Origin of the sequence: Kitasatospora sp. NPDC048540 (genome assembly GCF_040651175.1) — a bacterium.
Lineage (GTDB): Bacteria > Actinomycetota > Actinomycetes > Streptomycetales > Streptomycetaceae > Kitasatospora.
On sequence record NZ_JBEZIR010000190.1, the window covers coordinates 1 to 12000 of the forward strand.

The 12000-nt window shown below is 72.2% G+C and carries 12 protein-coding genes and 1 pseudogene; 9 read left to right on the top strand and 4 right to left on the bottom strand.

Annotated elements, in window-relative coordinates:
• Window positions 1–205 precede the first annotated feature (205 nt).
• Complete coding sequence (locus AB0D08_RS38395) at window positions 206–364, top strand: hypothetical protein (protein WP_359894989.1); 159 nt, start codon at window positions 206–208, stop codon at window positions 362–364.
• Window positions 365–590: 226 nt separating this feature from the next.
• Here the strand turns inward: AB0D08_RS38395 and AB0D08_RS38400 are convergent, their stop codons facing one another.
• Complete coding sequence (locus AB0D08_RS38400; RefSeq protein WP_359894991.1) at window positions 591–1187, bottom strand: sigma-70 family RNA polymerase sigma factor; 597 nt, start codon at window positions 1185–1187, stop codon at window positions 591–593.
• A 427-nt stretch (window positions 1188–1614) separates the two neighbouring features.
• Between AB0D08_RS38400 and AB0D08_RS38405 the strand changes: the two genes are divergently transcribed.
• From AB0D08_RS38405 to AB0D08_RS38435, 7 genes and pseudogenes are all read left to right on the top strand, one after another.
• Window positions 1615–2322 carry a MucR family transcriptional regulator gene (locus AB0D08_RS38405; protein WP_158515650.1) on the top strand — a complete coding sequence of 236 codons (708 nt, stop codon included), beginning with the start codon at window positions 1615–1617 and terminating at the stop codon, window positions 2320–2322.
• Window positions 2323–2661: 339 nt separating this feature from the next.
• On the top strand, window positions 2662–3054 hold the full coding sequence (locus AB0D08_RS38410; RefSeq protein ID WP_051814187.1) for a hypothetical protein: 393 nt from the start codon (window positions 2662–2664) through the stop codon (window positions 3052–3054).
• A gap of 151 nt (window positions 3055–3205) precedes the next feature.
• A complete protein-coding gene (locus AB0D08_RS38415; protein WP_051814188.1) occupies window positions 3206–3760 on the top strand; it encodes an ATP-binding protein in 555 nt (184 codons plus the stop codon).
• 126 nt (window positions 3761–3886) lie between these two features.
• Window positions 3887–4471 carry an ECF RNA polymerase sigma factor SigK gene (gene sigK, locus AB0D08_RS38420; RefSeq protein ID WP_051814189.1) on the top strand — a complete coding sequence of 195 codons (585 nt, stop codon included), beginning with the start codon at window positions 3887–3889 and terminating at the stop codon, window positions 4469–4471.
• Window positions 4468–5226 (top strand): anti-sigma factor, encoded by a 759-nt coding sequence (locus AB0D08_RS38425; protein WP_033825284.1) that lies wholly within the window; start codon window positions 4468–4470, stop codon window positions 5224–5226. Before sigK ends, AB0D08_RS38425 begins: the two co-directional genes overlap by 4 nt.
• Before the next feature lie 207 nt (window positions 5227–5433).
• Window positions 5434–6102, top strand: a pseudogene (locus AB0D08_RS38430) (glycosyltransferase family 2 protein); the annotation flags it as partial.
• On the top strand, window positions 6079–6768 hold the full coding sequence (locus tag AB0D08_RS38435; RefSeq protein WP_233289395.1) for a DUF2064 domain-containing protein: 690 nt from the start codon (window positions 6079–6081) through the stop codon (window positions 6766–6768). The pseudogene AB0D08_RS38430 and the gene AB0D08_RS38435, both read left to right, overlap by 24 nt.
• A 196-nt stretch (window positions 6769–6964) precedes the next feature.
• On the opposite strand, the gene AB0D08_RS38440 is transcribed toward AB0D08_RS38435, so the two are convergent.
• From AB0D08_RS38440 to AB0D08_RS38450, 3 genes are all read right to left on the bottom strand, one after another.
• Window positions 6965–7474, bottom strand: coding sequence for a hypothetical protein (locus tag AB0D08_RS38440; RefSeq protein WP_359894994.1), 510 nt, complete (start codon window positions 7472–7474; stop codon window positions 6965–6967).
• Window positions 7471–8751 (bottom strand): molybdopterin-dependent oxidoreductase, encoded by a 1281-nt coding sequence (locus AB0D08_RS38445; protein WP_082527177.1) that lies wholly within the window; start codon window positions 8749–8751, stop codon window positions 7471–7473. Before AB0D08_RS38445 ends, AB0D08_RS38440 begins: the two co-directional genes overlap by 4 nt.
• 636 nt (window positions 8752–9387) lie before the next feature.
• Window positions 9388–10329 (bottom strand): alpha/beta hydrolase, encoded by a 942-nt coding sequence (locus AB0D08_RS38450; protein ID WP_359894995.1) that lies wholly within the window; start codon window positions 10327–10329, stop codon window positions 9388–9390.
• A gap of 112 nt (window positions 10330–10441) precedes the next feature.
• On the opposite strand from AB0D08_RS38450, the gene AB0D08_RS38455 reads away from it, so the two are divergent.
• Window positions 10442–11077: a TetR/AcrR family transcriptional regulator gene (locus AB0D08_RS38455; protein WP_051814191.1), complete on the top strand. Its 636-nt coding sequence runs from the start codon at window positions 10442–10444 to the stop codon at window positions 11075–11077.
• Window positions 11078–12000: the final 923 nt, after the last annotated feature.

Consider the following 12000-nt stretch of genomic DNA (forward strand, 5'->3'; position numbering starts at 1 on the left):
CACCACCCGCTGGAACAGCTCCCACAACTCGTCCGGTACCAGCCGCTCCACGATCGTCACGAGAGCAGCCTACAAGCCCAAATGAGATGGCTTCTAAACCCGGCCCCCACCGCCCCGCACCACCACCCCCCAACCGGACACCGCGGGCCGGGCCCCAGGGCCCGGCCCATCCGCCCACCAACCACCCCGGAGAGAAGGACCTGACATGACCACCCACGAAGACACCGCACAGCCCGACCAGGAGACACACGACCGGTCCGCCGAGGAACGCAACGTCGTGGCCCCCACTCCCGCAGACGTCCGCGCCAAGGCTGAGGACCAGAAGGAGGCCGAGGCACCCGAGACGAGCGCCCGGCCCCAGTAACAGCCCCGCCCCCGCGCGGCAGCCGGGTCACCACGACAACCAGGCCTGGCCCCGCGGCGACCATCCCCCGAGAGCGGCCCGGACGGCCGGTCGGCGCCTCACCGTCTCCGGTGAGCCGCACTGATCTGTCGCCGCACCACGAGAACGCCGGCCCGCGCTCGATGGCAGGATCGGTCAGCGGCGGGTCCGCGTTCGAGGGCCGTCGTGGTCGGTCCGGGTGGATGCGTCAGGTGATGAGGCGGCGCAGGTGGGCCTGGGCGCGTTCGACGAGCTTCCTGGCGGTGTGGTCGGAGACCCCGAGGTGGCGGCCGATCTGGCGCAATGACCGTTCCGGTCGGTCGTCCAGGCCGTGGCGCAGGATCAGCGCCTCGGCCTCGCGCGGTTCGATGCGGGCCAGGCCGGTACGGACTGCTCCGGTGAAGTCCTGCGCGACAGCGGCATGTTCGGGATCGGTCAGAACATAGCCGGGCGCTGGTAGTTCTTCGTACTCCTCGGGGCCGGTGACACCAAGTTGCCGGTGGAGCGCGGCGACGGTCGTCGGTGAGATGCCCAGCGCGGCCGCCGCCAGGTTCAGGCTGTCGGCGTTCTCGTCCAGGGCGCGGCGCAGGGCGACGGTGCGTCCGACGAGGTCGGCGGGCACGACGGCGGGGAACTCCTGTTGGGAGATGGCGCGCTGGATCTCCTTGCGCACCCAGGTGTGCGCGTATGCGCCGAAGGGCACAGCGCGCTGGGGTTCGAAGCGGCTGGCGGCGATCAGCAGCCCGAGGATGCCGGCCTGGCGTAGGTCCGCCCGGTCGATGTGCCAGGTGCGGTAGCGGGACACCTCGCGCTCGGCAGCGCCTCCCAGCCCGCAGGCACGTGCAGGACCGACCGCACTTTTCCTCACTGCCCCCACCCGGACGGCGGTTCCGGTGCCGCTTCCTGCGTGGGTGGTGGCGGTGCGCGGGGTCCCCCGGCGCCGCCGAGATGCCTCTGCCTTTGGCCCCGTCGGCGACCGAGCCCGGGCCGCTCCTCAGGCTGATCCCGGTGCGGCGTGCGGTCCGGCAGAGCGACCCACCTCGGCGACGCTATTGCTCATTGTAATCAGTTGCATACTATGAGCAATAGATTCTGGTGAGCACTGTCGTCACACCGCCCACCTGCGAGGGAGGAGTCCCATGGAGAGCGGGTTGAGGCCTGCCATCGGTTCCGTCCAACACCCCGTGGAGCCGGAGCGCGGGCGTCTCCTCCGCGACGAGGAGGCCGATCTGGTGCTGTGTCACGTCTGCGGGCGGGCGTTCCGCTCACTGGGTTCCCACGTCAGGGCGCACGGCCTGACGGCGGCCCAGTACCGTGAGGAGTTCGGCCTGCTGCGCACCCGCGCACTCAGCGCCCGCGCGCTGAGCCAGGCCCGGTCGGCCGCACAGCGCACCGCGTACGCGTCGTCGCCGCGCATGAGGGCGGACTTCAGTACCGGCCAGACCATGGCCCGGCAGGGCCGGCTGGCCGCGGAAGCAAGGCAGTCCCTGGCCCGGCACGGCGCATCGGACGAGCTGGTGCACGAGCGGCGCGCGCGCCTCGACGACGGACGCCGCACCCAGGCGGCGGCCGCGGCCGCACGGCTACAGGCGCGGGTCGCCACGCTGGGGTACGGCGACGTCGGAACGGCGGTGCGGGCGCTGTACCTGGACGGCGAACAGAGCCTGGAGGCCACGGCCCGCCGGCTCGGCATCGGGAGCGAGCAGATGCGGCGGTTGCTGGGCACGGTCGGCATCCGGGCTCGCGCGACGGGCGAGAACTCGGCCACCGGCCGCAGGGCCAGGGTGGCACTCAACGACCTGGCCGCTGCGGAGCGCGTCGGCGCCCGCGACATCACGGCCTGGTTGAAGGAGCGTCAGGCCGACGGAGCCACACTGGCGGAGCTGGCGGCGAGTACGGGCCGCAGCATTCCATGGGTGACGGCAGGGCTGCGCAGGTGAACCCGCGCCTCCCGCAGCACAACCGGTCACCACTGCAGTCGCACACCCGGGCCGGGCACGTGCATGTCGGCGGCACCCACCCGGACATAGCAGTGCAAATAACATCACTATTAATAAAAGCGTCAAGTCACCCATCCGTCGGCCCCATTGCCTTCGAACCAAGGGCATGACCATCCAACGCGGTACGCAGGGAGCACGGTCCGCTCCGCCGGCACGGCCCACCGGGCCGCCCGCCACGGTCACCGCCGCCTCCCACCCGCTGTGCCCCGGCTCCCGCCTCCCGGCGGGGAAAGGGACGCAGCCGCGTGTGCCGCACCCTTGCGAAAGGCGATGACTTCCATGAACGCGAAGCGTTCGCTCTCCCTGGCCGCAGCCGCAGCGCTGCTGGCCGGCGGCGCGGCGATCACCACGGCCGGCGCGGCCTCGGCGACCACCCCGCAGGACAGCAGGTCCGTGTCCTCGTACAACAGCCAGTACGAGACCCACCAGCACAACGGCCACTACACCTGGCACACCGGGTACTGGGAGAACAAGTGGGTACCGGGCCACTGGGAGAACAGCCACCACGCCGGCTACTGGGAGAACCAGTGGCACGCGGGCTGGACCGACAGCAAGGGCCACCACCACCCCGGCTACTGGCACAAGACCTGGCACAAGGCGTACGACAGCCACCGCTGGGTGGCCGGCCACTGGATGAAGACCTGGCACAAGGGCTACTGGGAAGTCCGCTGAACCTCCCGATGACCCGCGTGGCCACGCACGACCCGGGGCTCCCGTAACCACCGGGGAGCGGGAGCCCCGAACCACACCGACAGCCCTGAAACGGTTTCCGGGACACCCTCGCCCTGCCCCGTGAGCACCAGCACGGAAAGCAGCGAGCATCATGACCACCACCGCGTCCACCACCACCCCAGTCACCGCACGCGCCCCCGTCCAGCAGCGCACACCGCCGAGTTCGCGCAGCGCCCGGAAGGCTTGCGGGCAGTACTGGGAGGCCGCATTCAGCGCCTCCCCCGAGAGTGTCGCCGACATCCGCGGCGCCGCCCGTGCCTTCTTCGAACAGGTCCGGCCCGGTCACCCCCGCGAGGAGGAGGACCTGCTGCTGGTCGTCAGCGAACTCGTCACCAACGCGGTGCGCCACACCCACGGGCCCGGCACCATCACCGTCACCGCCCTCGACGAGGAACTCGACATCGCCGTCTCCGACACCAGCCGCACCCCGCCGCTGCCCCGGCTGCCCGATCCCCAGGCCGGGACCGGCGGCCTGGGCCTGCACCTCGTCGCCGCACTCTGCGGCATCCTCCAGGTCACCCTCGACCCCGGCTCCGGGAAGACCGTCCACGCCCACCTTCCGTGCCGACGACGCCACATCAACGCCACCGGCCATCGGCCGGCGCCGGAGCCGGCCGCCTTCGACCCCCGTGCCCGCGCCTGGTAGGCCCATCAACCCGGAACCAGCCCTCTTCCGCTTCGGCATCCCCTTTGGGAGGCCCGCCGTGCGTAACCGTCTCTCCGTCCACCGCCCGCCCGTGGCGGAACCGCCCTGCCCCACCGGAGCGAAGCCGTGAACGGCACCGCCCGCTTCGCGGGCGAGCAGCACCGCGGGCCGGACCTCGTGGAGCTGCTCGCCCTCAGCGCCTTCGGTGACCACGATGCCTTCCGCCGGCTGTACCTGACCGTGGCGGGGCCGGTGTTCGGCCTCGTGCGCAGGGTGTTGCGCGACCACGCGCAGTCGGAGGAGGTGACCCAGGAGGTGATGCTGGAGGTCTGGCGGACCGCCGCCCGCTACCGGCCGGAACGCGGCGAGGTGATGACGTGGATCCTGACACTCGCCCACCGCCGCGCGGTGGACCGGGTCCGCAGCGCCCAAGCCGCCACCGACCGTGACCGCCGGGCCGCCGCCCAGGCACAAGCGACCGCCTACGACGACGTCGCCGAGCAGGTCGAGCACCGCCTCGAACAGGAACAGGTACGCCGCTGCCTGGCATCACTGACCGAGCTCCAGCGGGAGTCGGTCACGCTCGCCTACTACCGGGGCCACACCTACCGGGAAGCGGCCGAGATGCTCGGCGCGCCCCTGGGCACGATCAAGACACGGCTGCGCGACGGCCTGATCCGGCTCCGCGACTGCCTGGGGGTGGGATCGTGACCACCACCGCCGACCTCCACACCCTGACCGGCGCCTACGCCGCCCACGCACTCCCGGACCCGGAACGCACGGAGTTCCGCCGGCACCTGACACGCTGCCCGGCCTGCACCCAGGAGGTACGGGAGCTTCGGGCCGCGCTCGCCCGCCTCGGCGCAGCTCAGACGACGACTGCGCCACCCGGGATCGAGGCTCGGGTCATGGCCGGCATCGGCTCCGTACGTCAGCTAAGACCCCGTGGTCCCGACCCGACGGACGAGGGCGGCGTGCACCAGAACCGCCGCCGACGCCTCGCACGGTCCTGGCCCAGGTTCGCGCTCGCCGCCTCCGTGGCGGCCGCCATCGGTCTGGGTGGTGTCGCGGTCGACCAGCACCACGACACGCAGCGGGCGCAGCAGTACAGCGTCCAGTTGCAGGAGCAGACCGCGGCTTTCAGTCACCTGCTCACCGCGCCGGACGTCAGGACCAGCACGGCGACCGCCGGTTCGGGCGCCGGCACCGTGGTCTGGTCCCACAGCCGCGGCCAGGCCGGTTTCCTCGCCGCCGCGCTGCCCTCCCTGACCGAGGGCAAGGTCTACGAACTCTGGTTCGACGACGCGGGCGCGGCCCGCCCCGCCGGTCTGCTGGCCTCCTCCACCGGCTCGGTTCTGCTCCAGGGCCCCGTCGACGGCGCCACCGGCGTCGGCGTCACCGTCGAACCCACAGGCGGCTCACTGCAGCCCACCAGCCTGCCGCTGCTGCTCCTCCCCCTCGGCTGACCGGCCGCGCAGCGGCACCATTCGACCACGAACTGCACACCCGGTCCCGGGCCGGCCGACATCAGGGCACGGCAGCCCACAGGATCGGGCCCGGGCCGTGCTCCCGCACCAACGGTGGTCCGGTCCATTCGGGCGGCCGGAGCCAAGTAGGAGCGCCGCTGGCGTTGCGGCTGCCTCCGGCAGCCCGCCGCGGCTAGCGTGGCCGGGGTGAGCGCCTCCCACCCACGTTCCGTCGACGTGGTGCTGCCCTGCCTCGACGAGGCCGCGGCACTGCCGTGGGTCCTCAGCCGGATTCCGTCCGGCTGGCGGGCGATCGTCGTGGACAACGGCTCCCGGGACGGCTCCGCCGGCCTGGCGCGCTCCCTGGGCGCAACGGTCGTCGAGGAACCCCGGCGGGGCTTCGGCGCAGCCTGCCACGCGGGGCTGGTCGCCGCCACGGCCGAGCTGGTGTGCTTCCTCGACTGTGACGGCTCACTGGACCCGGCCCAGCTCCACCGGGTCACCGGCCCTGTCTGGGCCGGGACGGCGGACCTCGTGCTCGGCCGCCGGCGGCCCGTCACCGCCGGTGCCTGGCCGCTGCACGCCCGGATGGCCAACGCCTTCCTGGCACACCGGCTGCGCGCTCGCACCGGCGCGCCGCTCCACGACCTCGGCCCGATGCGGGCCGCTCGGCGCGAGCGCCTGCTCGCACTGGGGGTGGGTGACCGCCGCTCGGGGTACCCGCTGGAGATGGTCCTCGCGGCTTCGGCGGCCGGCATGCGGATCGCCGAGGCGCCCGTCGACTATCTGCCGCGCGCGGGCCGTTCCAAGGTCACCGGTACGCTGCGCGGGACCCATCAGGCCGTTCGCGACATGCGTGCGGTGCTGCGGGCTCCCGCACCGACTCTGCTGGTGATCGCCAAGGCGCCGGTGCCCGGCCAGGTGAAGACCCGGCTCACGCCGCCGTGGACGCCCGAGCAGGCCGCCGCCCTGGCGGAGGCCGCGCTCACCGACACGCTCCACACACTGTCGGCGGTCCCGGCCGGACGACGGCTGCTGGTGCTGGACGGCGAGCCCGGCCCGTGGCTCCCCGCCGGCTGGCAGGTGGTGCCGCAGTCCGCAGGCGGCCTGGACGAGCGGCTCACCGCCGCCTTCGCGCACGCCGCACGGCTCGCGCCGCAGGCGCCTGCTGTGCTGATCGGCATGGACACTCCCCAACTGGCCGCACGGACACTGGCCGAGCCGCTCTCCGCGATCTGCCGTGCCGGGATCGACGCGTGGTACGGCCCGGCGACCGACGGCGGTTTCTGGGCCCTCGGCCTGGCCCGGCCCACCGAACACCTGGCCGGACGCCTCCTGCTGGGCCTGCCGATGTCGACTCCCGCAACCGGCGACACCCTGCTCGATCGGCTGACCGGCCTCGGGCTGACGGTCGGACATTTCCCCCCGCTCACCGACGTCGACACCTCCCACGATGCCCACCAGGTCGCCGAGGCCGCACCGCACAGCCGCTTCGCCGCGTGCCTGCGCTCCACCGGCCTCACCCCCGGCGTAACCGGCTGACCCTCACCCGTTCGCCGAGGCCGTCCGCACCGGACGTGGTCCGCTGATGCGTGCGAGCAACCGGGGCGGACCACGGCCTCCTGCTCCGCTCCGCGGCTCATTGCCCCGGACCACCGTTCCGCCGGGCGCGCGTCCGGGCCATCCGCGGCCACCCCGTCTCGCAGCCGGCCACGGTGTCCCCGCTCAGGACGTGTCATCACGGCTTCGCCGCATGTCGCCCGCGTTCCGCCTTCCGCCGTCCGCGGGCCGTTGCGGCCAGCAGACAGGCCGCGGAGAGGGCGAAGAACCCGGCGGTCAGCAGCAGCCAGTGCCCGAGGAAGCGGTCGGGGTCCAGGGCGGTGGCGGGCCGGTAGCCGGGGACGCGGCGCAGGATCAGCGGGTACCAGACGGCCAGCAGGAGCAGGGAGAGGAAGGCGGGTACGCGAAGGTAGTTGACCGGCGGTACCCGGTGCGCCCTGTTGTCGTCGGCCCCGCCCGGGCGGCCACCCGTCAGGGCCTGGGCGGCCCGGTCCGTGAGGGTGTAGAGCGGGAGCAGGACCAGGTCGTGGAGCAGTGCGGCGCCGACGAACCAGATCGCCACGCCGAGCAGGTCGCCCTTGAGGAGACGGATCCCGGCGTACAGGGCCAGGGCGAAGGAGCACAGGACCAGGAGCAGGTGCAGCGGGGATGCGCCGTAGCGCGCCCGGAAGCCGGCGGGGTGCTTCATCCGGTGGCTCCGAAGGTGAGGCGGGTGACCCACTTGGTGTTGTGGACACCGGGGTTGGCCGGGACGATGATCCGCGCGGGGTGGCCGTGGTCCGGTGAGAGGTCGGCGCCGTTGACGCGCAGGGCCAACAGGGAGCGGGCGTCGCGGACCTGGTTGTCGCGCAGGACGGTGGAGCCGAACGACCCGCCGCGCTGGACGGATTCGACGAAGACGTCCGGCGGGCTGCCGTCGATCCCGACGAGCGCGGCCAGGTCGGTCAGCCGGACGCCGGTCCAGTCCTGGTCCGTGGTGGACCAGCCCTCGACGCAGGCGATGGGCAGGGCCGCGGTGGTCTGCGGGAGCCGCCTCAGCTGATCCAGCGTGAGGACCGTCTCGCGGCCGGGGCCGCGGACGGTCAGCCGCCAGTCGGGGCCGATGTCGGCGGGGCGGATTCCGACATCGGCGGCGGTCTTGTTGATCTGGAAGCCGTTCGGGCCGGTGCCGGGTTCCTGGCCGTGCGGGGCGAGCAGTGCGGTCCTGCGCCACCACCCGCCGATACTCTGACCGGCCGTCACCGCGAACAGGGCCAGGCAGCCCGCGCCGACCATGGCGAGGGCGCCGCGGCGGGAGACGGTCGCGGGGGCGGGTCGCGGGGAGACCAGGCCGGTGTCGTCGAGCGGCTCGGGAACGGTGCCGGCCGTGTCGGTGCACAGCACCGTGCGCAGGCGCCGGCTGCGCAGCGCCCTGGCCACCCGGGGGATGCGCAGGACCACGTGGACGGCGAAGGCGCCGATGAAGACCCACGCGCCGTAGTAGTGCAGGGTGTAGAAGGAGCCGGGAAAGATGTAGTGCAGCTGGATGTTGAGGACCCCGGTGACGACCTCGAACAGCGCGCCACCGACGAGGAGCAGCAGGGAGAGCCGTTCGAGCGCGTGGGCGGGCGAGCGGACCGGCGGCCATGAGAACAGCTTGGGGATGACCGACCAGAGCTTGGCGAGCAGGACCGGGATCAGCACGATGCCGAGGGTGACGTGGATCCCCTGGGTCAGGCGGTAGAGCCAGCTGGGGCTGGTCGGCCACGAGAAGAGGTAGAAGCCGAGCCAGCCTTTGTCCGGCGTCTGGTCGTTGACCGCGGCCAGGTCCGGGTTGTAGGCGGCGTAGGAGAGCAGGCCGGTCACGAACATCACCGTGATCCCGGCCAGCAGGACCAGACCCAGGACCGAGGTGAGCCACGGGCCGCGCAGCGGACTGCGCCAGAACTCGGGCCGCGCAGGTCCGGGCGGTGGCCCGGCGGCGATCGCGGAACGTGGCCGGGGTCCACGGCCGCTGGGCCGGGCGGCTGTGGATTTCGGTCGCGGACGGGTGGGGGGTGCGGGTTCACGGTCAGGTCGTTGCTGACGTGGGCCCGTCGGCTGCGGCGGTCCGAGGGCTGGCTCCTCGCTCGGCCCGGGCGGCTGGTGGGAGCCGGTCCCGGGACTGCGGGAATCGTCCGCGTCACGGTCATGGGCGTTCAGGAGGTCGCTCCTTCAGGACGCGCGCGGAGGCGCCGCGCTGGCCCGACCGTATGCCGCAGATCCGTCACAGAGCTGCATCGACTTCTTACGGATCGTCGGGTCGGCAGGACCGGCCGAGCCCGTGCTGCAGCGGACCGGGCCCCGTCTCCCCCTGGGGGGGTCCACTTGCTGGGCCTACTCCCGAACGACCTAGAGCGCGCCCCTTCGAACGTGTGCTCGATGTCGAAGCGGCGGAGGAACGCCTGCCAGAGGCGGCCGACGTCGGCGGCAGTGGCACCGGTGCCGGACCACCACAGCCAGGTACCTCCACGGCCATCGTCATGCTCGATTCACGCCTGGGCTGCTCTTGATCGCCTTGCGGACCGAATCAGGACGCAGGCCCCGCGCAGATGCACGGGGCCTGACAACGGCTGGGCGGGGTCAGTCGTTGAATGCCGCAGCCACGGAATCTCCGAGCTGGTTCAGGACATCCCGTGAGAGCTGCACCGACCCGGTGAACGAGAAGAAGGCGTGGATGGCGCCCATCACCGGGAGGTGTTCGACCGGCACTCCGGCGTCGGCAAGCCTTTGCGCGTACCGATCACCCTGGTCCCGCAGCGGATCGTGTTCGGCGGTGACGATGACGGCGGGAGGCAGACCGGCCAGGTCGTCGGCGCGCGCCGGCGAGACACGCGGGTCACCGCCTTCGTCGGGTGTGGTGAGGTACAGGCCCCAGAACCATTCGAGCCAGGAGCGGGTGAGCAGCGGTCCGGCCATGTTCTCGTACATCGAGGGGCTGTCGTCGAACCGGTCGACCGCCGGATACGCCAGGACCTGCAGGGCGATCCGAGGTCCCCCACGTAGCCGGGCTTCCTGTACGAGGGCGGCGGCGAGGTTGCCGCCGGCGCTCTCGCCGAACACGGCGATGTTCTGCCCGTCGCCGCCGAAGCTGTCGGCGTTGGCCGCGACCCAGGTGAGGGCGGCCCAGGCGTCTTCCGACGCTGCCGGGAAGCGGTGCTCCGGGGCGAGCCGGTAGTCGACGGAGACCACGATCGTGCCGGAGCGGTTGGCCATGATGCGGGCGATGTGGTCCTGGCTGTCCAGGTCCCCGAGGACCCACCCGCCGCCGTGGAAGAAGACCGTCACGGGCAACCGCCCGGAGCGCGACACGCCGGCAGGGGTGTAGACGCGGACGGGGACCTCGACGCCTTCGGCGGCGGCCACGGTGTCGTGGACGCTGCCGACCGGCTCAGGGTCACCCGCGAGGGTGGCGAGGCTGCTCGCGAGGGCGCGGTTCCTCCCGACCGTCTGGCTCTCCGGAGCGGGGCCGCCTCCTTCGGCCAACTGCTTGAGCAAGGCGTCGATCTGGGGGTCAAGGGACATGGTGGTCACCGTCCTGGAGGCTGCCGGAACACGGCAGAGTTGGAATCATCGCTCCAATTCCTATGCCCTCCAGAGTTGGAATGACAATTCCAACTCTTGGTACGGTGGACGCATGAACCCACCCGTGGACGTCGAAGGGCCGGAGCGGCGCCGACTCACCAAGCCCGGCCGGAAGACCCGTGACCGCATCATCGAGGCCGCCGCCGAGCTGATGTTCCACCACGGCGTCGGGGGCACGAGCATCCCGGACATCCAGGCGGCCGCCGGAGTCAGCGCTTCGCAGATCTACCACTACTTCGGCGACAAGCGGGGCCTGGTCCTGGCCGTGGTCAACTTCCAGACCGACACCAAGCTCGACCAGCAGCGCCCCCTGCTGGACCACCTGGACAGCATCGACGCGCTGCGGGCCTGGTGCGACACGGCGGCTGACCGGCAGGACGCCATGGGGTGCGTGGGTGGCTGCGAGATCGGCTCGCTCGCCAGCGAACTCGCCGAGAGCGACCCCTCGGCCCGCACCGACCTCTCCGCCTCCTTCGACCGGTGGGAACTCCCCATCAGGTCGGGGCTCGTCCGCATGCAGACCCGCGGCGAGCTGAGCGAGCGCGCCGATGTCGCCGCACTGGCCACCGCCCTGCTGGCCGCCATCCAGGGTGGCATGCTGCTGTCGCAGGTCCGCCGGTCAAGCACCGCGTACCGGCAGGCAGTATCGGCGGTGATCGACCACATCGAGAGCTACGTCGTTCCGTAACCGCTCGGCCCCGACCGCCGAGGGCTGTTCCGGGCCGCTGTTCGCATGCGGACAGTGAGCACGGGGCCTGCCATCCGACGTCTTGTCAGGGGGACGTCCCATGCGATCGTGGGCACGGACCTCGCCCGGGTGGAATTGGTCTCAGCCGTCTGATAGGCGGGCCACCTCGGCTGCGTAGGCGGTTCTGACGGCTCCGGCTCCCCATCGGTCGGCAGCGGAGGGGCTGAGGCCGAGGAGCCGTTCGAGTACGGACGGGCATCCGCACCGTCATACCTGAGCCGTCCGACCAGGTCGGCAATCGCCACCGGGAAGGGCAAGCAGGTCGTCCACATCAGGCCCGACAGGATCCCCGCAGATCTGACGCTGACCTTCCTCTCGTCCGGCAACGGGTCCTGGTGGATGGTCCGGCCCGTGCCCGGTGACGCCGCCCCCGCGTGCATGCCGGACCCCGGCATCTCGCCCGTTCCGGGCCCACCCGACGCAGCCGGAACCCACCGCCAGTCCTCCGGCCACAACGAGACCTCCACGGCCACCCGGACCGGGCCCCCTCGCCCGCGGTCTCCTGGCGAGGCTTGCGCGTCCGCCATCGCGGTGACGGCCCGATGGCACGGCCCGGGCATTGGCATGGCCCCGGCGGCCCATGAGGGCACCAGGGCCATGCACGCGATACGACCGGCCTGTCGGATGCCGTCCAGGTGCGAGTGCCGGGTCGTCGACGAGGAGGACCTGGTGGGTCCGGCCGTGGGGGATGGATCACGGTGCCGGGCCTGCCCGGGTTGAGACGCAGCTCACCCTCGAGGCTTCATAGGTAGATCATCGACATATGGCGATGGCGGGCCTATGCTCGCTCCCATGACAGACCGTCAAGTGCAGGAGCCGACCCGGCTCGTACTCACCGCGCTGGCCGATGCCCCGCGGCACGG